Raw genomic sequence first — 20,741 nt, forward strand, 5'->3', positions numbered from 1 at the left:
GGGGACTCGTGGGACACCGAAGGCCCGACCTGCACAACGCAGACCGGGCACCTCGGGAGAGATCGTCAGTTGTGGGAGAACGAACTGGCGGGCTGGCCGTACTCGGACGACGCCAGGAGCGGGTCCGGCGGGGCGTCCTGCCAGCCGCCGGAGTCGCTGTGGGCGCGAGCTTCCTTCACGTCGGAGATCTTCTCCTTCGCGAAGCCGGCGGCTCCCTCGGCAACGTGCTTGGTGGTCTCCGCGGCGTGCTTCACCTCGGCGAAGGCCTGCTCGCGGGGACGGGTGGCGAACCAGTAGCCGGTGGCGAACCCGGCGCCGAACGCATAGAGGGTCTTGGACATGTCATTCACCTCATTCGATTGCGGGGGTCGGTCGAGAGCTCGTGGAACTCCTCCTCGTCGCGGTGGAGCTGCTTCTCGTCGAAGCCCTGCTCCACACGTGACGGGTCGTTCTCGACGCCCCTCGCCCGGCGGGCGTCGAGCAGCCAGAACGCGAGAAAAGCTCCACCCACGACCACGGCGAGGCCGATGATGTAGAGGAGGGCTGTAGTGGACATACGACCAGAGTCTCCGGAGGGCCCCGGCTCATACGGGAACCGCCCATGATTTCTCGATGTTCAGATTCGCCTCTTGTCAGCTCCGGGCAGCCGTGCTTATCTACAACCAAATGGTTGTACGTATGGATGTGAGCGACGCCGAGGTGGACCGGATCTTCCGGGCCCTCGCTGATTCCACGCGCCGGGACATCGTCCGGCGCACGCTGGTCGACGAGGCCTCGGTCTCGTCCCTGGCCTCTGCCTATGACATGAGCTTCGCGGCGGTGCAGAAGCACGTCGCCGTACTCGAGGAGGCGAGTCTCGTCACGAAGGAGGCCCGCGGACGGGAGCGCCTGGTGCGCGGAAACCTCGACATGATCCGGCGCGCGAGTGCGCTGCTGGACTCCTATGAACAGATCTGGCGTGGGCGGATCGACCGCCTCGACGCCCTCCTCGACGAGCCCGAACCCACCACTTCGAAGGAGAAGTGACATGCCCATCACCCATGTGACGAAGGATCCTGAGGCGCTGACCATGACGGTCGTCGCCGACTTCCCCGCACCGCTGCGGCGGCTGTGGGATGCGTACGTCGACCCCCGCCAGCTCGAGCGGTTCTGGGGTCCTCCGGAGTGGCCCGCGACCTTCACGCGGCACGATGCCGCGGTCGGCGGGGTGAGCTCCTATCTGATGCGCGGGCCGGACGGCTCGGTTTCCCGCGGCTACTGGGAGTGGCTCTCCGTCGACGAGCTCAAGGGCTTCGAGGTCCTCGACGGGTTCGCCCTGGAGGACGGCACGCCCAACCGGGAGATGCCGTCGATGCGGATGGTCTTCGCCTTCGAGGCCGTCGGCTCGGGGTCACGGGTGACCACCACGACGTACTTCAACGCCGTCGAGGAGATGGAGCAGCTCGTCGAGATGGGCATGGAGGACGGCATGCGTGCCGCGATGGGCCAGATGGACTCGGTCTTGACGGACCTGGCGTCGTTCGCCGCCGGCAACGGCGTCGAGACCCAGATCCTCTCCGACACCCTCGTGCGGGTCTCGCGGGTCATTCGCGGCTCGGTCGCCGACGTCTGGCGCGCCCACGACGACGCTGAGCTGATGCGGCAGTGGCTGTTGGGACCTGACGGCTGGACGATGCCGGTCTGCGAGATCGCCTCGACCGTCGGACAGACCTATCGCTACGAGTGGGCACCTGAGGCGGGCACGGAGGGTGAGCGGTTCGGCTTTACCGGCGAGCTCCTGGAGTCGATGCCGCCGGTGCGTGTGGTCACCACCGAGGCGATGATCGGCATGGACGGGCCTTCGACCACCAACGAGATGACCCTGACTCCGGTCGACGGCGGCACGCTGCTCTCGCTGCTGATCACGTATCCGTCCGCCGAGGTCCGCGACATGATCCTTGCCACCGGCATGACCACGGGCATGGAGACGTCCTACCAGCGGCTCGAGTCGCTGATCGCCTGAGGCCGCGGGCGGACTGAGACGGACGTCCGGGACGACCTCGCCCGGCTCGGGCCGCTCGCCCGGGTCTCCTCGTCCCGGACGGACGCATGTCCGGGACGAGACGGCCCGGCGGCGCCCGATTGCGTGGGCGACCTCGTCCCGGACCACCGCAAGCCCGGCCGCGGGCGGTCAGTCGGTGCGGGCCGGCGGCAGGTCGGCAAGACCTGCCGCCGGGTGGGCGCGGATGGAGTCCAGGAGCTCGAGCCATGCCCGGCCCAGTGAGCCGCCACCCTGATGGCGGTCGGCGCGGACGAGGTAGAACGCGAGCCCACGGAGCAGGTCGACTCCGGCCCACTCGGGCACGCGGCCCGTCGTGAGCAGCGCCTCGTGCACCGGTGCCACGACCGACCACAGTGCCTCGGGGGACGAGGCCAGGCGCTCGTAGCCGTCGTAGGTGTACGCCCACTCGAGCTCGGCCTGGGTGGCGAGGTCCTCCATCGCGTGGGGTTCAGGCCTGCTCGCGCACGCCGAACGTCAGGGCGATGTCCCAGGGCAGGATTCCCCAGCCCGGGACCGCGTCGGCGAGGTAGTAGGGCGCCATGTCGATGGCCTCGGCGCTCACGGGGGCGGAGAGGGAGACGACCTCCTCGCCGGGGGTGAGGTGCGTCGACCACAGCTCGCTGCCCGACGGCGGGGGAGAGACCTCGACGGTGGATAGCTGGGTGCCGTCCTCGGCGACGTGCAGCGCGAAGAAGGCGTAGGGCACGAGAGGCGCGTCCCAGCCGCCGATCTCGACCACGAGGAACTCAAAGGACTCAGCCGCGTGGCGCACCGCCTGGTTGACGGCCCGGACGAACTCCTGCGGAGCCTCGGCACGTGGGGAGACCGCGCCTGTCGCCGCCGTCAGACGCAGGGCGGTGCCGTTGGGCAGCCGGAGCTCCGGCCCCGACGTACCCTCGGTGAGCTCGGCGGCCTCACGGAAGCGCCCGTCCTCGCGGGGGGCTCGGGCGAGCATGCCGGTGTTCTGCACCGCGGTGAGGATCGCGTCGTTCTCGACCTGCCAGAGCTGCGTGGTGCCGTCGGCGGCCCAGGTGCGCAGCAGCCCGCCGACGCAGAGTCCGAGCTGGACCGTGGTGCTCGCGCCGGTGTTGAGGATGCTCACGCGGTGACAGCCTCGTCGCTGGAGGGTGCCACGCCGATGAGGCGGTCGCGGAGCTCGCAGAGCGCCGCGATCTCGGCCTCGAACCGCTGGGTGGACTCGCCGACCCGTACGTCGTCGAAGTAGTGATGGCGCATCGCGGCACGGGCGATCCGGTGCTCGTCGTGCTCGAGCCGGGCAGTCACGAGGGCGGTGAGGCCGGGGATGTCGTTGACGTCCTCGGCCTGCAGCACGTCGGCGGCACGCGAGACGGGCACCTCCTGACGGAGCTTCTCGGCGTCGCCATGCTTGTCGGTGATGAGGATCGGCTTCTCGGTGCGGAGGTAGAGCCAGTCCAGGCCGACCGACGAGACGTCGGTGATCATCGCGTCGCAGTGCGGCATGACGGCGAGGATGTCGCCGACGAGGACCGCCTCGTGACCGGCCTCCGGCTCGGCGGCTGCGGCGGACTCCAGCAGCGACATGATCGCGCGGTGCCCCTCGATGACGGCGGGGACCTCGGACGTCGTCACCTTGGGGTGTGGCTTGTAGACGACACGGGCATCGGGCACCGCGAGGATCGCTGCCATGATCTGCGCGCCGAAGACGTCGACCGACGTGTAGTCGTTGTACTCGGCGTCGCCCTCCCAGGTGGGCGCATAGAGGACGGTGCGGCGCGGCGACTCCGTGATGATCGGCTCCGGTTGGAGGTCGAGCTGCGGGCGGCCGATCCGCACGAGCTTGGAGTCGTCGAACTCCAGGAGCCCGCTGACGATGCGCTGCGCGGCGGCCTCACCGGCGACGAAGACGCGGTCGTAGGCCTTGGCGTTGTTGGAGACCATCGACTGCTTGTCCGACTCGCCGTGGTTGATGTGGACGTGCAGCAGTCGGTTGTCCAGCAGCGACTGGAAGTTGCGCATCGAGTTGTTGCAGTAGACCGCGACCTTGGCGTCGAGCGCAGGGTAGAGCTCGTGCATCTCGTGGAACTCCGGCGCGCAGAAGACCGGCAGGGTGGTGCTGCTGCGCACGACCATCGCGGTGTCGTGGTCACGCGTCACGATTCCGACCGGATGACTCGGATCGAGCCCCTCGAGCACCGGCAGCCACTGCAACAGCTGGTAGACCCGGGTGGGGTCGTCAGCGAAGTAGGCGATGACATCGATGGTGGGGGCCTTCAGCACTGACGGATCGTAAGTCCCGAATGTTTCGCGTACCTAACCCGAGCGCGGCGCCCATCTGCCACCATGAAGTCATGCGTTTGACTCGACTTTGAACGTACGCGACGGCCGCCTCGAAGCCCTTGCCCGACTCGGGCTTGTCGTCGTCGACCCACGGCGAGTACGCCGGCTGACCGGTCGCGGTGCCGGCGGGGGCGTCGGCAGCGCCATCTGAGCTGATCCCGCATACACCGACCTCTTCCGCGGCATCCCGCTCCTGATCGTGCTCTACCTCGTCGGTTTCGGGATTCCGGGTCTGGGACTCACCGGCCGCGTGCCGTCCTACGTCTGGGGCACGATCGCGCTCGTCGTCACCTACGGCGCGTACGTCGCCGAGGTCCTCCGTGCCGGCATCGAGGCGGTGCATCCCTCGCAGAGCCTCGCCGCACGGTCCCTGGGCCTGAGCTATGGCCAGACGCTGCTCCTCATCGTGCTGCCCCAGGCCGTGCGCAAGGTGACGCCGGCGCTGATGAACGATCTCGTCTCCATGCAGAAGGACGTCGGCCTGATCTCGGTGCTGGGTGCGGTCGATGCGGTCCGGGCCGCGCAGATCGAGGTGTCGACGACGTACAACTTCACGCCGTACGTCGTCGCGGGACTCCTCTTCGTGCTGCTCTCCTGGCCCTTCATCCGGCTGACCGACTGGCTGACCGCCCGCGCCCGGACCCGGGAGCAGATCGGGGGAGTCGTATGACCACCCTGCGGATCCACCAGGTGCAGAAGCGGTTCGGCGACCGCGTCGTCCTCGACGGCGTCAGCCTCGAGGTCGCCAAGCACGAGGTCGTGGTGCTCATCGGCGCCTCGGGCTCGGGCAAGTCGACGCTGCTGCGGACGATCAACCTGCTCGAGCCGATCGACGACGGCCAGCTCTTCCTCGCCGAGAAGGACATCAGCGATCCGCGGGTGGACGTGGACGCCGTCCGGGCACGGATCGGCGTCGTCTTCCAGCACTACAACCTCTTCCCCCACCTCACGGTGCTCGCCAACGTCACGCTCGCCCTGCGGCGCGTCAAGGGTGTGCCGAAGGCCCAGGCCGACACGCGGGGCCGCGAGCTGCTGGAGCGGATCGGTCTCGCCGAGCACGCCGGCTCCTACCCGGACCGGCTCTCGGGCGGACAGCAGCACGCCGGAGCAGATCTTCGACGCACCCCAACAGCCGGCCACGCGGGACTTCCTGGCCCGCCTGCAGCACTGACATCTCCGGGATCTGTCGATCAGCCAGCCAGGTGCTGGCCCGTCACCCGCTGGGGAAGGGCTCCGATGGCCGTCTCTGGGAGGGCCGCATCCACGTCCGGTGCCGCGAGCTGGGCCGCCCGCTGCCAGCCCTGGTCGTCCGGCGACTCCCACGTCTCGGGGTGTCGCGTGTCCGTCAGGCGGGTGAACCACTCCGACTGCAGGACGGCGAAGATCGTCGCCTCGTCATCCCACTCGTCTGCGTCGGAGCGCAATCCGGCCGGGAACGGTACGACGGCCCCGCTGGTGTCCTCCACGAGATCCGGCTCGCGGCGGGGCGCCGGGACGGCGACCACAGGCGTGGGCGTCTCGCCGCGGCCGTAGGCCAAGAAGTGGGTGAGCAGGTCCTCGGGCTGGGCACTCTGGATGGGCGTGAACCAGGTCGACGGTCCGGAGTCGGGCCTGGGTACGACCGCCACGGCGGGCAGCACCGGCAGCGGTTGGTCCGGCGCCGTGACGCGCGGTCGCTCGTGGGCGGGGAGGGCGGTACTCGTCGTGGGGGCGACGACGGTGGGCTCCGAGGGCGTCGGAGGCTCGGCGGGCGCGGCGACCCCGACGGCGGTCTCGACCGGCGCGGCGTCCCCGCCGGCGGGCACCAGGAGCTTCTCACGGTTGCGGCGCGCCTCGACCAGGGCGACCAGGAGCGTGAGCAGGAGCAGCGAGCTCGCCACGATCGCTTCGGTGCGGGCGTGCGTCATCCGGTCGTGGAGGTGGGCCTCGAGCTCGTCGGCTGCGCCCACGATGATGCCGGTCATCGCGGTGACGAACTTCCCCTGCACCTCGAGGAACTCGTCCGGTGTCATGCCCATCGAGGCCGGGTCGCCGGTGGAGAGCAGCTCCGTGATCGCGTTCTGCATGGGGTTCCCTGCGAGGACCACGCCACTGGTGGCGTCGATGCCGCTGGCCTGCTCGAACTTCAGGCGGATGCCGGGGGTCGTCTGGCGGGCAAAGGCGAGGGTCGCGACGTTCCACCGGGAGGTCGCGTCCGCGAGGGTCGTCAGGTCGCGGACGTCGAGCCGCCCGCCGGACAGGGCGGCCGCCACGGCGTCGCCCTGGTCGCCGAGCGCCTCGACGGCGGGGCGGACCTCTGCGAGTGCGGCCGTCTCATCGAAGAGCGTGGGGTCATCGACGAAGGGGAGTCGCTGCGCCAGGCCGAGGAGGACGTTGAGCGTGTCGGTGTAGTCCGTACGGGCCGCCGCGCGGGTGGACTCCTCGCCCAGGCGGGCGCGGGTCGTGTCCAGTCTGCCGAGGTCGCGGGTGATCAGTGCCAGGTCCTGGGAGAGCGCCGGACTGCCGGCGGTGTCGATCGTCGGGACCTCGGCGCGCCAGTGGTCGACGAGCGCATCGGTGGTGATCCGGAGCCTGCCCAGGGACGCCTTGTCGGCGCCGAACGCGGTCTCCGCGTCGCGCTCGACCTGGAGCTGGAGCGCCAGTTGGAAGGCGCTCGGCAGCGTGCGCACCAACGATTCGCTGCGGGAGAGCTCGTGGGAGCGCTGCACGAGCTGGGCCGTCTGGAAGGACCCCAGGGCGAGTGCCGCGACCGTCGGGATCAGTAGGACGCCGATCAGCCGCGGACGGATGCTCCGCAGACGGCTCTTCTTCGGCTTCGCCATTGCCCCTCCCGAGTGTGGACCGAGCCATCGCACCAGATCCCCGCCCGGTTGCGACAGGCCCTGGGGTCGAAAGGGGACGAAGGTCCTACGGGAACGGCGCATCCGGGTTACCCCAGTGGTCGTTCGGACTACATGGCTACGTCGACTAGTGAATTCGGACTAAGGTCCCAGCGATGATCACTGGGGTAGTGGTCGGGGAATGCCGATGGGCGAGGCATGAACCGATTCCCTCGTCTTGCCAGTGGCGCTCTTGCGGCAGCAGCCCTCGTCGCGACCGTCGTGCCCGCCACCGCGCAGTCGGCCGCCGCGGCCGACGCTGCTGGTGCGGCACCGGCGGCCGGTTCGACCAGCGCGAGCAGCGGGGTCACGCTGCCGCCGACCTCCGTCTCGGTCAGCCTGCGTGGCGGCCGAATGGTCGGACTCAACAGTCGGCTCGTCATCGGCGGCCAGGTGAAGGCCCCGGCCGGCGGCGTACTGAGTGCGTTGGACCGCATGCTCAGCGGGGCCACCACCACGGTCAGCAGCCTGCTCGCGGGCGCGTCGTCTGTCACCGAGCTACCCGCTCCCACACCGGTCAGCGCCGCCCGGGTGAGCCTGCAGCTCAAGACGCCGACGGGCTGGTCGTCCATTGCGACGGTGCCCACCACCGCCTCCGGCACCTACGCCGTGGCCGTGCCGACCGGCTTCTACGGCACCCACACCTGGCGCGTGCTCTCGGCGGCGACTGGGACCAGCACCGAGCAGGCGACGTCGCCCTTCACCGTGGGCGTCCGGGTTCCGTACGCGGCAAGGGGATCCGCCCGCTCCTATGCACGACTGTCCTCGGGTGATGTCCGATGGAACCCGTGTGCCCCGATCCCCTTCTACGTGAACCGCGCCGGGATGCCGAAGAACGCCTTGCCCACGATCATGGCCGCGATGCAGAAGGTCCACGAGGCCTCCGGCCTCACCTTCCGCTTCTCCGGATACTCCAACGGCGTGCCTTTCGCCGGCGGCAACTCATCGCGGAGCGGGATGCCGAACTACGGCTTCACCATCGCGTGGGCCAAGCCGCAGCAGGCCGGCGAGCTGCGCGGAACCGTGCTGGCCGTGTCCGGCTCCTGGAGCCGCTCGACGCAGGTCGGGTCGAGCCGGAGGGCCGAGTACTTCAGCGGCGGCATGGTGATCGACCGAACGGAGAAGCTCAAGTCCCGGATGGGGAAGGGCAAGACCCTCGGGTACGTCGTCATGCACGAGATGGGACACGTGCTCGGCCTGGGTCACACGGCCGATGCGTCGCAGATGATGGCGCCGACGGTGACCGCGCGCTCCTACACGCAGTACGGCGCCGGCGACCTGGCAGGCTTCGCGGCCGTGGGCCTGGCGGGCGGCTGCCTCTAAGACCCCTGTGCGGCGTCGTACGCCCGGCTGACGGCGATCCGCTCGCAGGTACGCGCGAGCTCCATCGTCATCTCGTGGCCGAGCTCCGGGAACTCGAGCCCGAGCAGGAGCTCCGCACCCTCACGAGCGATGCGGCCGACATGGGTGCTGCACATCGACGGCGCGGCGACGATGGCGTCGAGGCACAGGGTCATGGCGAGGCGGCGCTGCTCGGGTGACATGCCCTCGCTGGCCGAGAGCAGGAGCAGCGCTTCGTTGCGGCTGGGGTGGTGCGCCATGGTCTTCCAACGATGCGCGCCAGAGCACGGTTACGCCAGTGCCTGAGGGGATCAGGATTCAGTGGAAGACCACGGTGCGGTGGCCGTTGAGCAGGATGCGGGTCTGGGCATGCCACTTCACGGCACGGGAGAGCACCTGAGCCTCCACGTCCTTGCCGGCGGCGACGATGTCGGAGGCGTTGGTGCGGTGGTCGACCCGGAGGACGTCCTGCTCGATGATCGGGCCCTCGTCGAGCTCGGCGGTGACGTAGTGCGCGGTCGCGCCGACGAGCTTCACGCCCCGGGCCCACGCCTGGTGGTAGGGCCGGGCGCCCTTGAAGCTGGGCAGGAAGGAGTGGTGGATGTTGATCGCGCGGCCCGCCAGCCGCCCGCAGAGGTCGTCGCTCAGGATCTGCATGTAGCGCGCCAGCACCACGAGGTCGATGCCGAGCCCGTCGACGAGCTCCATCAGCTGAGCCTCCGCGTCCGCCTTGGTGGCGGCCGTGACGGGGATGTGGTGGAAGTCGATGCCGTAGTGGTCGGCGAGCGGCTTGAGGTCGAGGTGGTTGCCGACGATCGCCGGGATCTCGATCGGCAGGGCACCGGTCGACCATCGGAAGAGCAGGTCGTTGAGGCAGTGGCCCTCTCTGCTCACCATCAACAGCGTGCGGTACGGCGTCACCGCATCCCTCAGCTCCCACGCCATGCTGAAGTGATCGGCCACCGCGGCGAACCCCTCGCTCAGGTCGGCCAGGGTGACCGTGTCGTCGAGGACCTCGAAGTGCACCCGCTGGAAGAAGCGCCCGCTGTTCGGGTCGTTGAACTGCTGCGCCTCGATGATGTTGCCCGAACGTGCGACGAGGAAGCCGCTGACGGCGTGCACGAGTCCCGGAGCGTCGGGACAGTCGATGGTCAGCACGAACTCGGGGCGGGTCACGACCGACCAGTCTAGGGCTGCGGCGATAACCTTCGGCCCGTGATCGACTACGACGGCCGGGTGTTCCGACCCGTCTCGCTCTCCCCGAACGGCACAGTGTCCACGGAGACCGTGTTCGTCTACCGACAGCGTCGTCGCGTGATCACGTCCGCCTACCAGGGCGGCGACATCGTCGCCGGCCACCTGATCGGACTGGTCGACGCCGAGGGAAACCTCGACTTCCGCTATCACCAGCTGACCGTCGAGGGTGAACTCCAGGCCGGTAGCTGCCACTCGACGCCCGAGGTGCTCGAGGACGGCCGGATCCGTCTGCACGAGAGTTGGCAGTGGAGCACCGGTGACAGGTCCACCGGCACCTCGACGCTCGAAGAGGTCAGGCCTGACTGATCTTCTCGATCAGCGCGGTCGTGGAGATCGCCGGCGTGCGCGGCAGGTAGACGACCTCGCAGATGTCCTTGAACTCGTCGAAGCGACCGGCCCAGTCGTCACCCATCACGAGGACGTCGGCGGCGAACTGCTCGATGTAGTGCCGCTTGAGCTCGAGGCTCTCCTCGACGAAGACCTCATCAACACCCTTCAGTGCGTTGACGATGGAGAGCCGCTCCGCCTCGCTGTAGATCGGGGCGCGGCCCTTCTTCTTGAGGTTGAGGGCGTCCGCGGAGACGCCGACCACCAGCCGGTCGCCGTACGAGGCGGCACGCTCGAGGATGCGCAGATGCCCGACGTGGAAGACGTCGAAGGTTCCGAAGGTGATGACCGTGCGCGACACGGCCCGCATCCTGCCACCTCAGGTCCGACCCGGCAGAATCGCACACGTGAGTCTGATGGCGGGGGACACAGCGGGCGACGCCGTACGTCGGCAGGCGCTGCGCCGGATGCGGACCCTGGCCACGGGGCTGCTCTGCTTCGCGGCCGTCGTCTACCTCCTGACGCTCGACCGGGGTGGGTTCTGGGGCTTCGTCAACACGGGCGCCGAGGCGTCGATGGTCGGTGCGATCGCTGACTGGTTCGCCGTCACCGCCCTGTTCCGGCACCCGCTCGGCCTGCCGATCCCGCACACCGCGCTGATCCCGAAACGCAAGGACGAGCTGGGCCGCGGCCTCGAGGAGTTCGTGGGCGAGAACTTCCTCCACGAGTCGATCATCCGCGACCGGATCGCGACGGTGAAGCCCGCGCTCCGTGTGGGCACGTGGCTCTCCGACCCCGCGAACGCCCGCACCGTGGTCGACGAGATCTCGACGGTTGCTGCCGCGGGGCTCGCCCGGGTCCGTGACGACCACGTCTCGGCACTGCTGTCGGAGGCCGTCTTCCCGCGGCTGCGGCAGGAGCCCATCTCCCCGATCCTCGGCGGCCTGCTGGCCGAGGCCGTGGAGGACGATCTCCATCGTGGCCTGGTGGATCTCGGCCTCCTCGAGCTCCGCGAATGGCTCGTGGAGAACCCCGACACCGTCACCGACGTGCTCGAGGAGCGGGCGCCGTGGTGGACGCCGCAGGCGCTCAACCACGGGGTGGCGAGCAGGATCCACCTCGAGATGATCAAGTGGATCGAGGACATCCAGGCAGACTCCCAGCACCGCGCGCGCTTCGCGTTCGACTCCTGGCTCGCGCAGCTCGCGACCGGCCTGCAGGAGGACCCGGAGACGCAGGAGAGGGCCGAGCGGCTCAAGGACCGGATGCTCGAGCACCCGCAGGTGCTCGCCTCCTCGATCTCGGTCTGGAACGCACTGCGCCGGGCGCTCACCACGTCGCTCAAGGATCCCTCGGGCGCGGTCCGTGAGCGCCTGCTCCACGAGCTGACCAACTTCTCCGCGGCGCTCCTGGCTGACGAGGCCCTGCGGAACCGGATCGACGCGCTCGCCAGCGACGCCGCGGTCTTCATCGTCTCGCGCTACGGGTCCGAGGCGACAGCGATCATCACGCACACGATCGAGCGGTGGGACGGTCGCGAGGCCTCGGAGCGGATCGAGCTCCACGTCGGCCGCGACCTGCAGTTCATCCGGATCAACGGCACGATCGTCGGAGGCCTTGTCGGCGTACTGATCCACGCTGTCACCGTCCTTGTGACGTGACCTGTCCGTGATGCCGGCGTGAGAGACTGCGAGACATGTTCGGCCGCCGCAAGCGCTCCTCGACGCCTGAGGCGTCCACGCCCGATCCGCACGAGCTCGCCGAGCAGGTGCCGATCACGGGGGACATCATCCGGCTGGGCCAGTTCCTCAAGCTCGCGAACCTCGTCGACTCGGGCTCGGTGGCCAAGGAGGTCATCGCCGGCGGCGAGGTGCTCGTCAACGGACAGGTCGAGACCCGCCGCGGCCGGCAGCTGAGCATGGGCGACGTCGTGCAGCTCGGCGGCCAGTTCGCCACCCCGGTCGACGGGGAGCAGTTCGAGGACGACCTGCCCTGGTGATCAGCTGACGCTGACAAGCAGAACCCGGTCGTCGCCCGTGCGCGGCGTCGCGCGGCCGTCGCGGTTGCTGGTCGTCACCACGAGGGTGTGGTCGTCGATCGCGAGCACGCTGCGCAGCCGCCCGTAGCGACCGTCGAGGAAGCCCTTCGGAGTGCCGGCATCCGTGCCCTGTAAGGGGATTCGCCACAACCGCTCGCCTTGGAGGGCAGCCATCCAGACGGCGCCCGACGCGATCGCGATGCCGCTCGGGCTGTCCTCCTCGGTGCCCCATTGCGCCACCGGGCTGGTGAACCGCTGGTCGTCGGTGCGCCCCTGCGTGTCGGGCCAGCCGTAGTTGCGGCCCTTCCGAATCCAGTTGAGCTCGTCGGCGGTGTGGTCGCCGAACTCGCTGGCCCACAGCCGTCCGTCCTTGTCGAAGGCCAGTCCCTGCACGTTGCGGTGGCCGATCGTCCAGACCGGCGAGCTCGGGTCGGGGTTGCCCGGCGCCGGCTTCCCGGCCGTCGTGATCCGGAGGATCTTGCCGCCCATCGAGTCGGGGTCCTGCGAGAGCGACGGTTCGCCGGACTCCCCGGTGCCGACGTAGAGCATGCCGTCCGGGCCGAAGGCGAGACGGCCACCGTTGTGGTGCACGCCGTGCGGGATGCCGTCGAGGATCACCTGCCACCGTCGGCCGTCGGTGCTGCGGGCGATCCGGTTGTCGTCGGCGGTGGAGTAGTAGGCGAAGAGCGTGTGGTCGGAGGCGTACGTCGGCGACGCCGCGATCCCCAGCAGCCCACCTTCTCCACCCTGGTCGACGTTGCTCACCGCGCCGGTCACCTCACCGAACCGGCTCATCCGGCCGGTGGCGAGGTCGATCCGATGGATCACCCCGTCATCGCGAGTGGAGACCAGCAGAGAGCCGTCGGGCAGCAGCGCCAGCCCCCACGGCACGTCGAGGCCGCTGGCGATGGTCTTCACGACCTTGGCCGACGGCATGGCGTCGGTGGGTGGCGGGCTCGAGACAGGGGCTGAGCTCGAGGGCGCCGGTGTGCTCCTCGCCGGTGTGCTCGTCGTCGCGGAGCTTGCGGTCGGGGACGCGGACGGGTCGTCGTCGGACGTGTCCCCACATCCGGCCACGAGTGCGAACACACTGAGGCCGGCGACAAGCGACAGCGCCGATCTCCTCCGCATGACCCCAGCATCCCGCGTACGACCAAGGCGGGTCATCGGGCGGCTCCAGCCGCATCCAGCCGAGACTGTGACGATGAGTCCGGGATGGCGCCGTAAGAGCGACCGCTTGTCCCTCATTCACCCCGCATGACGCGCTGGTCCCAACGTCTGTACGCCGCGTGGCACCGCGCTACGCCTGTTGGACCACCCGGTTGGACCACTCTGTTGGACCACCAGGCCACTCCAACCAAGCGCGTGGATGGAGCGCATTGGTCCAATTGAGTGGTCCAACGGGCCGGTCCCATTGGCGTAGTCGGCGAGAACGAGGCTGACATGGGGAATGCCACTATGTCGTGGAGAGCGCCGATCAAGTCTCACGCCCGCGTGGAGTACCCGCGCTTGCGTCCTCACGGGATCGAGCGGCATGCATGACCGAGACGTCAGCTGACGCCGAGCAGGTCCACGACGAAGATCAGGGTCTCGTTCGGCTTGATCACGCCGAGGTCGCGGCTGCCGTAGCCGAGGTGCGGCGGGATGACGAGCTGGCGGCGACCGCCGACCTTCATGCCTGCGACGCCCTGGTCCCAGCCGGCGATGACGCGGCCGCCGCCGAGCGGGAACTGGAAGGGCGCGCCTCGGTTGTAGGAGGCGTCGAACTCCTCGCCCGACGACAGCGCGACACCGACGTAGTGGACGGTGACGGTCTTCCCGGCCACGGCCTCGTCGCCCTCGCCCTCGCGGAGGTCGGTGATCACGAGGTCGGTGTAGGTCTCGGACGGGTCGACGAAGTCGATCTCGGGCTTCTCAGCAGTCATGCCGACCAGCCTACTGAGCGGCCTACTGAGCGGCTCACCGAGCGACGGTCGGTGGTCAGCGGCCGTGCAGGTGCGTGACGGTGCCCGGGCCGGTCGTGGGCGGCTCGTCGGGGTCGTCGGTGGACGACGAGGAGCCGAGGAAGGAGAGCGCAGCCTCGTGCAGGTGACCGTTGGTCGCGAGCGCATTGCCGCCCCACGGCCCGGGCTTGCCGTCGAGCGACGTGAACGACCCGCCCGCCTCCACCACGATCGGGACGAGCGCGGCCATGTCGTAGAGCGCCAGCTCGGGCTCCGCCGCGATGTCGACGGCGCCCTCCGCGAGCAGCATGTAGGACCAGAAGTCGCCGTAGCCGCGCGTGCGCCACACCCGGCGCATCAGCGCCATCATGCCGTCGAGGTTGCCACGGTCCTCCCACTCCGAGAGGTCGGAGTAGGCAAACGAGGCGTCGTCGAGGCGCCGTACGTCGGAGACGTGCAGCTGGGTGCCCTTCATCAGGGACTTGCCCGTCCAGGACCCCTGCCCCTTCGACGCCCACCAGCGGCGGCCGAGTTGGGGGGCGGAGACGACGGACATCACGACCTCGTCCTCGACGGCGAGCGAGATGAGCGTGGCCCAGACGGGCACGCCGCGGACGTAGTTCTTGGTGCCGTCGATCGGGTCGATGATCCAGCGGCGGCCAGATGTCGCAGAGGAGCCGGCCGTTGATCCGAATTCCTCGCCGGTGATGGCGTCGCGGTTGCGGGCACGCGAGAGGGTGCGGCGGATCGAGTCCTCGACCGCCTTGTCCGCGTCGGAGACCGGGGTCAGGTCGGGCTTCGTCATGACGTGCAGGTCGAGCGCCTTGAAGCGGTCGTTGCTGATCGAGTCGGCGTCGTCGGCGAGCAGGTGCGCCAGTCGCAGGTCGTCGGTGTAGTCCTCAGGCACCGGCCCAGCGTAGTAGCCGGACTAGTAGTCGGTGACGGAGCGGGCCGCAAGCAGTCGGCGGAAGGACTCCACGCGCTCGGGATCGGCCTCCCCGCGCTCGATGGCCTCGTCGAGGCCGCACTCGGGCTCGTCGCTGCCGTGGGTGCAGCCGCGCGGGCAGTCCTCGGTCATCTCGTCGAGGTCGGGGAAGGCCTCGATCAGGTGGTCGGGCTCGACGTGCGCAAGTCCGAAGGAGCGGATGCCGGGGGTGTCGATCACCCAGCCCTCGCCGTCGGGCAGGGCGAGCATGAGGGCCGAGGTGGAGGTGTGCCGACCGCGTCCCGTGACGGCGTTGACATGCCCCACCTCGCGAGCCGCCGAGGGCACCAGAGCATTGACCAACGTGGACTTGCCGACGCCCGAATGCCCCAGCAGGACGGATGTCTTGCCCACGAGCCGCTCCTTGAGCTCTCCCAGGTCACCCTCGAGCGAGCGGGTCACGACCCACGGCACACCGAGGCTGCGATAGGTCGACAGCAGCACCTCCGGGTCGGCGAGATCGGCCTTGGTGAGGCAGAGCAGCGGCTGCATGCCCGCGTCGTACGCCGCCACCAGGGCCCGATCGATCAGGCCGTGGCGTGGCTCGGGGTCGGCCAACGCCGTGACGACGACGAGCTGCTCCGCGTTGGCGACGAGGACCCGCTCGACCGGGTCGTCGTCGTCGGCGGTGCGCCGCAGCACGGTGGTGCGCTCGCGCACCTCCACGATGCGTGCCAGCGCCCCGTCGATGCCCGACGTGTCGCCGACGACACGAACGTGATCACCGGTGACGACACCCTTGCGGCCCAGCGGCCGTGCCTTGACCGCCCAGATCTCGCGGCGGCCGTCGGGTCCGTCGATATGGACGGTGAAGCGGCCGCGGTCGACGGTGACGACGATCCCGTCGACGGCGTCCTCGTAGGTCGGTCGGTCCTTGGTACGCGGTCGGGTGTGGCGCCGGGGGCGGTCGTAGGCCTCGACGTCCTCGCGCCCGTAGCGGGCGTTGTTCCGCGCCAAGCCCGGCTCAGCTCCCGGTGTCGACGGCGGTGTCGAAGAGCCCGGCCCAGAAGGGCGCGAAGTCGGTGAAGGTCTTGGACGTCGTGTTGACGTTCTCGACGAGGATGCCCGGGACCGCGGCGCCGAGCAGTACGCCGGCGTGGGCCATGCGGTGGTCGGCGTACGTGTGGAAGAGGCCGGCGTGCAGGGGAGTCGGCGTGATGACCAGTCCGTCGGGGAGCTCCTCGACGCTCGCGCCGAGCGCGTTGAGCTCGGTCGCGAGAGCCGTCAGCCGGTCGGTCTCGTGGCCGCGGATGTGGGCGATGCCGGTGAGCCGCGACGGCGTGGAGGCCAGTGCACACAGGGCTGCGACCACCGGGGTCAGCTCGCCGACGTCGTGCAGGTCGAGGTCGACGCCCTGCAGGTGGCCGACGGCAGGACCGGTGACGGTGAGTCCCTCCTCGCCGAGGGAGACGGTGCAGCCCATCAGCGACAGGATGCTGACCCAGTCGCGGCCGGGCTGCGTGGTCTCCTCGGGCCAACCCATGACGGTGACGGTGCCGCCCGTGAGCGCCGCGAGACCCAGGAAGGGACCGGCGTTGGAGAGGTCGGGCTCGATCGTCTCGTCGACGGCCTTGACCGGGCCCGGCGCGACCACCCAACGGTTCGGCTCGGAGGTGTCCACCTCGACCCCGTGCCCGCGCAGCATGTCGACGGTCATGTCGATGTGGGGGAGGGAGGGAACGGTGCTTCCCGGCGCGTCCGACCTGTGCCGTACGTCGACACCCCGCTCATAACGCGCCCCGGCCAGCAGCAGGGCCGAGACGAACTGGCTCGACTCCGACGCATCGATGGTGACGACCCCGCCGGGCACCGATCCGGTGCCGTGCAGGGTGAAGGGGAGGGCCTCACCCTCGACGGAGACACCGAGATCGCGCAGTGCGTCGAGGATCCGACCGACCGGCCGCTGTCGCATGTGCTCGTCGCCGTCGAAGGCGAGCGCACCGCGGCTCAGCGCCGCGACGGGCGGCACGAAGCGCATCACCGTTCCGGCGAGGCCGACGTCCACGGTGGCGTCGAGTCGCTCGAAGGCACCGACCGCGGGGATCGGTGTCACGGACCAGTCCGGGCCGAGGGTGTCGATCTCCGCGCCCAGCGCCTCCAGTGCTCCGGCCATCAGCAGCGAGTCTCGGGACCGCAGCGCGCCGTGCACGGTCGACGGCCCGTCCGAGATCGCCGCAAGGATCAGTGCGCGGTTGGTCAGCGACTTCGACCCAGGCAGCGACACGACCGTCTCGACGGGCTGGGTCGCGTGCGGCGCGGGCCAGGGGTCGGGGATCACCCGTCAACCTTACTCAGTTGCTGCCCTTGGTGATCTCGACGGCGTCGGCGTCGAAGTCGGTCGCCGTCAGGGTCGCCTGCAGTGACCAGGTGCTGTCGACGTCGAAGTCCCAGTGCAGCACCTCTCCGTTGTCCGACACGGTGCAGACCACCGTGAAACTCGAGCTTCCGTCAGCCGGCGGAGTGGTGCAGTGCGCACCTCCCGCCACGTCCCACTGGCCGCTGCCACTGGCATGGCCGTTGTAGCCGGCGAAGCCGGTCACGCTGATCTCGAGCTTCGCCGATCCGCCGGTCGGCAACCCGCTGACCGCGAAGTGGTTGCCGACGTCGCCGGTCGGCTCCGCCGGATGGTCGTCGGTGAGGCCGAGGTGGACCGGGTTCGGGGCGACCGTGACTGGCACGACCACGGTCGTCGAGGCGACTCCGTCGTCGACCGAGAGCGTGAACGAGTCCTCTCCGGAGAAGTGCTCCTCAGGCGTGTAGGTCACCATCCCACCTGCGAGGGTGGCGGTGCCGTGGTGTGCCTGTGTCGCGATGGTGGCGGACAGCTCGTCCCCGTCGGGGTCGACCGCAAGGTCGTCGAGCCGGACGGTCTTCGCATGCTCGTAGTCCACATCGAGCGAGGTCGACGTCGGCACCGGCGCCGCGTTGGGGGTGAACCCGATGACCACGGACACGGTGCCGGTCGACGTACCACCGAAGCCGTCGTTCACCGTGTAGCTGAAGGTGTCGGTCTGGTCGGCGACCTGGCCGCGCTTCCAGACCGGCAGGGTGTAGCGGATCTCGCCGTCGACGAGCTCGACGCTGCCGAGCCGGGCTGAGCCCACCGAGGCGACGGTGAGGGTGTCGTGGTTGGCGTCGCGGTCGTTGCCGAGCACGTCGATCACATGCGGCGTGGTGACGGAGTAGGCGGCGTGCAGTTCGAGCCTGTCGTCGGTCGCGACCGGCGCCCGGTCGGGCGTGGTGACGGAGACCGTGCCGGAGACCGTGCCGTGATGTCCGTCGCTCAGGACGTAGGCGATGGTCTCGGTGCCGCGCCACGCCGGATCCGGGGTGTAGGTGATCGTGGTCGGACCCGAACTCCGGCGTACGCCGACCATCGGCCGTGCCGCGACACCGCCGAGGTCGACCGCCCCATGGGCAGCCCCGACGATCCGGGCGGACTTCACGGTGAGCGGGTCGCCGTCGGGGTGGGTGGCACCGTTGGTCAGGTCGATGACCGTGGAGCCGGCTTCGGGGGCCAGCGTGACGGCGGGCAGCGGAGTGGAGATCACCGGCGGCTCGGCCTCGTCGGAGTCGGATTCGGACGCCGAGGGCTGCGCGGCCACCGTAGCCGGGACCACCGCCGGTGCTGGGCTGGCGGTCGCGGCCATGGCGACGGGAGGTGTGGTGGGGGCGGCCGGGGTCGTGGTCGCCGGGGCCGGCGCCGGCGGTGCTGGCACGTTCGACGGCGTGGCGGTGCTGACGCTCACCGGCTTCCGAGGAGTTGCGACAGGAGGAGCATGGTGACCGGCGGCCTGGACGCCCGCGGCCACGGCCACGCAGGTGACGACCGCGGCAGCCGCGCCACCGGTCGCGCGCCCGGCAGGGTTGTGCAGCACCCAGTCCTTGGCGCGGTCGAGGAAGAGCAGCACGCCGCCCTTGGCGGCGGCCAGCGCAGCTGTGTGCGCGGCGGCCAGGTAGCCCACGCCGGCCGAGCCGAGCAGCATCGGGGCGAGGACGGCGCCGAGGTTGGAGTTGACCTCGGCCAGCTCGAGATGGATCGCTGAGCACTCGCGGCAGTCCTTGAGGTGGGACTCGACCTTGGCCGCGTCGCGCTTGGAGGAGCCGCCGCGGAGGTAGGCCCCCAGACCGGCGCGGGTCTTGGCGCACGCGTCCTCGACCGCCTCCTGGGCGTGCATCGAGACGAAGGCCTCGCGCAGCCCCTCCCGCGCGCGATAGGCCAGCGCGGAGACGGAGTTGGCGCTCATGCCGAGCAGCGGCGCGATGTCGGCGGGCTTCTGGCCCTCGACCTCGGTGTGCCAGAGGACCTGCTGCCAGCGCTCGGGGAGGGACGCGAACGCCTTGGCCGCGGTGGCGTTCTCGAAGCCCGCGACGGCCGTGTCCTCGAAGGGCACCCCGGGGTCGTACGGCGTCAGGTCGTCGGTCGTCTGCAGCCGCGCCCCGCTGCGCAGTCTGTCCACGTGCAGGCGACGGATCGACGTGAGCAGGTAGGCGCGGAAGGCGAGGTCCGGGCCGCCTCCCTTCTGCAGCACCGTCAGGACCTTCGAAAAGGCCTCGGAGACCAGGTCGTCGACGTCGCCGGCCGACACGAGCTGCCGTGAGAGGCGGCGCGCCGCCTCGACGTGGCGCTCGAAGAGCATGCCGTAGGCCTGCGTGTCACCGCCGCGCACAGCGGAGATGAGCTCGGCGTCGCCGGGCTCATCGAGCTGTGGGAGCGCGTCGCTCACCTCGGACATGGACTACCCCCTCTGTGTTCCTTCGAGGACAACGACGTCTCGCGCGCGGCGTCATGACGCGATCTCTCCGAAGAACCTCGACGAAAAGTTTCCTCAGTCGCGTCATGACCGGGCAACCCTGCCGTCTCTTCGTCGTACACAGCAGCGGCAGACATGAGGGCGGAGACCGGAGTTGGGGCTGTTCGGTAGGCGCGGAGGACGTGCCCGCCGTTCTGAGGGACGGGGGGCGGCGGCACTGCCACCGCGCTTCGAAGCAGCCGGGGAGGCTCTGGCCTCCGCCGAGCCGGGGCGTGTCCTCGAGGCGTGTTGGGTGGTCGGTCGTGACCTGGCGGACATGGGGGTCTCGCTGGGAGAGAGCATCGAGGGGCTCCGGTCGACCACTCGACTCGTCGCCGAACGCGATCCCGACTTCGACGAGATGCAAGCACTCAGCGTTGCGTGGAGCGAGGCCACCCTCGCCTACCTCCACGGCCTCTCCTGTTCGGACCCGCTCACCGGCCTCTCGTCGATGGCCCACCTGCGGGAGCGACTGGCAGGCCTCTACCGCGACGCCCGCGAGGACGCGGACCGCCATGCGCTCGTCGTCGCCGAGCTGGCCCAGCCCGATGGCCTCGACCTGTGGGCCGTCGCCCGGCGCCTGACCCTCGTGGGTCACGCCGCACGCAGCGTCTTCACGGGCCAGGAGGCGATCGGCAAGGTCGGAGCCAGTCGGGTCGTCGTGGTCGCCAGGCGTGACGACGCCCTCGTCCAGCGGGTCAACCTGCTGCGCCGGATGGTCTCCGACCGCGCCGCTCGGGTCTGGATCGAAAGACTTCCGACCACGGACGCGTCGGCTGCCCACCTCCTCGACGAGCTCGCCCGGAGCGCCTGACGCG

Annotated in this window: 23 protein-coding genes and 1 pseudogene; 9 read left to right on the top strand and 15 right to left on the bottom strand. The window is 69.9% G+C overall.

Translation table 11 applies throughout. The annotated features are described in order from the left end of the window. Positions 1-65: 65 nt before the first annotated feature. Positions 66-341, bottom strand: a complete 276-nt coding sequence (locus LH076_RS04960; protein WP_227782893.1) for a hypothetical protein — start codon at positions 339-341, stop codon at positions 66-68. 5 nt (positions 342-346) lie between these two features. Continuing rightward, entirely contained in the window at positions 347-556 is a 210-nt protein-coding gene (locus LH076_RS04965; RefSeq protein WP_227782894.1) for a hypothetical protein, read from the bottom strand. A gap of 122 nt (positions 557-678) precedes the next feature. Between LH076_RS04965 and LH076_RS04970 the strand changes: the two genes are divergently transcribed. Next, positions 679-1,026 (top strand): ArsR/SmtB family transcription factor, encoded by a 348-nt coding sequence (locus LH076_RS04970; RefSeq protein WP_227782895.1) that lies wholly within the window; start codon positions 679-681, stop codon positions 1,024-1,026. A gap of 1 nt (position 1,027) precedes the next feature. Continuing rightward, the gene (locus LH076_RS04975; protein WP_227782896.1) at positions 1,028-2,002 is read left to right on the top strand and encodes an SRPBCC family protein; all 975 of its coding nucleotides are present in this window, start codon (positions 1,028-1,030) and stop codon (positions 2,000-2,002) included. Positions 2,003-2,170: 168 nt separating this feature from the next. On the opposite strand, the gene LH076_RS04980 is transcribed toward LH076_RS04975, so the two are convergent. The 3 genes from LH076_RS04980 to LH076_RS04990 are packed head-to-tail and all read right to left on the bottom strand — an operon-like array spanning position 2,171 to position 4,300. Continuing rightward, positions 2,171-2,479 (bottom strand): hypothetical protein, encoded by a 309-nt coding sequence (locus LH076_RS04980; RefSeq protein ID WP_227782897.1) that lies wholly within the window; start codon positions 2,477-2,479, stop codon positions 2,171-2,173. Positions 2,480-2,489: 10 nt separating this feature from the next. Continuing rightward, complete coding sequence (locus tag LH076_RS04985) at positions 2,490-3,143, bottom strand: hypothetical protein (RefSeq protein WP_227782898.1); 654 nt, start codon at positions 3,141-3,143, stop codon at positions 2,490-2,492. Beyond that, positions 3,140-4,300, bottom strand: coding sequence for a CDP-glycerol glycerophosphotransferase family protein (locus LH076_RS04990; protein ID WP_227782899.1), 1,161 nt, complete (start codon positions 4,298-4,300; stop codon positions 3,140-3,142). Before LH076_RS04990 ends, LH076_RS04985 begins: the two co-directional genes overlap by 4 nt. Before the next feature lie 259 nt (positions 4,301-4,559). Between LH076_RS04990 and LH076_RS04995 the strand changes: the two genes are divergently transcribed. Both LH076_RS04995 and LH076_RS05000 read left to right on the top strand, forming a co-directional pair. Beyond that, entirely contained in the window at positions 4,560-5,030 is a 471-nt protein-coding gene (locus tag LH076_RS04995) for an amino acid ABC transporter permease (protein ID WP_415753140.1), read from the top strand. Then, a pseudogene (locus tag LH076_RS05000) lies at positions 5,027-5,449 on the top strand (ATP-binding cassette domain-containing protein); the annotation flags it as partial. The gene LH076_RS04995 and the pseudogene LH076_RS05000, both read left to right, overlap by 4 nt. A 101-nt stretch (positions 5,450-5,550) precedes the next feature. On the opposite strand, the gene LH076_RS05005 reads toward LH076_RS05000, so the two are convergent. After that, positions 5,551-7,182, bottom strand: a complete 1,632-nt coding sequence (locus LH076_RS05005; RefSeq protein WP_227782900.1) for a nitrate- and nitrite sensing domain-containing protein — start codon at positions 7,180-7,182, stop codon at positions 5,551-5,553. Between the two features lie 216 nt (positions 7,183-7,398). Here LH076_RS05005 and LH076_RS05010 point away from each other — a divergent pair, with 216 nt between their 5' ends. Continuing rightward, the gene (locus tag LH076_RS05010; protein WP_227782901.1) at positions 7,399-8,562 is read left to right on the top strand and encodes a matrixin family metalloprotease; all 1,164 of its coding nucleotides are present in this window, start codon (positions 7,399-7,401) and stop codon (positions 8,560-8,562) included. On the opposite strand, the gene LH076_RS05015 is transcribed toward LH076_RS05010, so the two are convergent. Together LH076_RS05015 and purU are read right to left on the bottom strand one after the other, a co-directional pair. After that, on the bottom strand, positions 8,559-8,840 hold the full coding sequence (locus tag LH076_RS05015; protein ID WP_227782902.1) for a hypothetical protein: 282 nt from the start codon (positions 8,838-8,840) through the stop codon (positions 8,559-8,561). The two genes, LH076_RS05010 and LH076_RS05015, sit on opposite strands and share 4 nt — an antisense overlap. Before the next feature lie 58 nt (positions 8,841-8,898). Further along, entirely contained in the window at positions 8,899-9,756 is an 858-nt protein-coding gene (gene purU, locus LH076_RS05020) for a formyltetrahydrofolate deformylase (RefSeq protein WP_227782903.1), read from the bottom strand. Between the two features lie 39 nt (positions 9,757-9,795). Between purU and LH076_RS05025 the strand changes: the two genes are divergently transcribed. Beyond that, a complete protein-coding gene (locus LH076_RS05025) occupies positions 9,796-10,143 on the top strand; it encodes a hypothetical protein (protein ID WP_227782904.1) in 348 nt (115 codons plus the stop codon). On the opposite strand, the gene LH076_RS05030 is transcribed toward LH076_RS05025, so the two are convergent. Next, complete coding sequence (locus LH076_RS05030) at positions 10,130-10,525, bottom strand: adenylyltransferase/cytidyltransferase family protein (protein WP_227782905.1); 396 nt, start codon at positions 10,523-10,525, stop codon at positions 10,130-10,132. The genes LH076_RS05025 and LH076_RS05030 overlap by 14 nt on opposite strands. A gap of 55 nt (positions 10,526-10,580) precedes the next feature. On the opposite strand from LH076_RS05030, the gene LH076_RS05035 reads away from it, so the two are divergent. Together LH076_RS05035 and LH076_RS05040 are read left to right on the top strand one after the other, a co-directional pair. Continuing rightward, entirely contained in the window at positions 10,581-11,825 is a 1,245-nt protein-coding gene (locus tag LH076_RS05035; RefSeq protein ID WP_227783575.1) for a DUF445 domain-containing protein, read from the top strand. Positions 11,826-11,938: 113 nt separating this feature from the next. Then, positions 11,939-12,163, top strand: a complete 225-nt coding sequence (locus LH076_RS05040; protein WP_415753316.1) for an RNA-binding S4 domain-containing protein — start codon at positions 11,939-11,941, stop codon at positions 12,161-12,163. Here the strand turns inward: LH076_RS05040 and LH076_RS05045 are convergent, their stop codons facing one another. The 6 genes from LH076_RS05045 to LH076_RS05070 form a co-directional block, all read right to left on the bottom strand. After that, positions 12,164-13,333, bottom strand: coding sequence for a PQQ-dependent sugar dehydrogenase (locus LH076_RS05045; RefSeq protein ID WP_227782907.1), 1,170 nt, complete (start codon positions 13,331-13,333; stop codon positions 12,164-12,166). It lies immediately after the preceding gene. 419 nt (positions 13,334-13,752) lie between these two features. After that, positions 13,753-14,127, bottom strand: coding sequence for an FKBP-type peptidyl-prolyl cis-trans isomerase (locus LH076_RS05050; protein WP_227782908.1), 375 nt, complete (start codon positions 14,125-14,127; stop codon positions 13,753-13,755). 55 nt (positions 14,128-14,182) lie between these two features. Further along, positions 14,183-15,052 (bottom strand): inositol monophosphatase family protein, encoded by an 870-nt coding sequence (locus LH076_RS05055; RefSeq protein ID WP_227782909.1) that lies wholly within the window; start codon positions 15,050-15,052, stop codon positions 14,183-14,185. Positions 15,053-15,073: 21 nt separating this feature from the next. Then, complete coding sequence (gene rsgA / locus LH076_RS05060; RefSeq protein WP_227782910.1) at positions 15,074-16,087, bottom strand: ribosome small subunit-dependent GTPase A; 1,014 nt, start codon at positions 16,085-16,087, stop codon at positions 15,074-15,076. A 7-nt stretch (positions 16,088-16,094) separates the two neighbouring features. After that, positions 16,095-17,408 carry a 3-phosphoshikimate 1-carboxyvinyltransferase gene (gene aroA / locus LH076_RS05065; RefSeq protein WP_227782911.1) on the bottom strand — a complete coding sequence of 438 codons (1,314 nt, stop codon included), beginning with the start codon at positions 17,406-17,408 and terminating at the stop codon, positions 16,095-16,097. Positions 17,409-17,421: 13 nt separating this feature from the next. Then, entirely contained in the window at positions 17,422-19,866 is a 2,445-nt protein-coding gene (locus tag LH076_RS05070) for a sigma-70 family RNA polymerase sigma factor (protein ID WP_227782912.1), read from the bottom strand. Between the two features lie 334 nt (positions 19,867-20,200). Here LH076_RS05070 and LH076_RS05075 point away from each other — a divergent pair, with 334 nt between their 5' ends. After that, the gene (locus LH076_RS05075; RefSeq protein WP_227782913.1) at positions 20,201-20,737 is read left to right on the top strand and encodes a hypothetical protein; all 537 of its coding nucleotides are present in this window, start codon (positions 20,201-20,203) and stop codon (positions 20,735-20,737) included. The last annotated feature ends 4 nt before the right edge of the window (positions 20,738-20,741 follow it).

Origin of the sequence: Nocardioides sp. Kera G14 (assembly GCF_020715565.1) — a bacterium.
In the GTDB taxonomy this organism is placed as follows: domain Bacteria; phylum Actinomycetota; class Actinomycetes; order Propionibacteriales; family Nocardioidaceae; genus Nocardioides.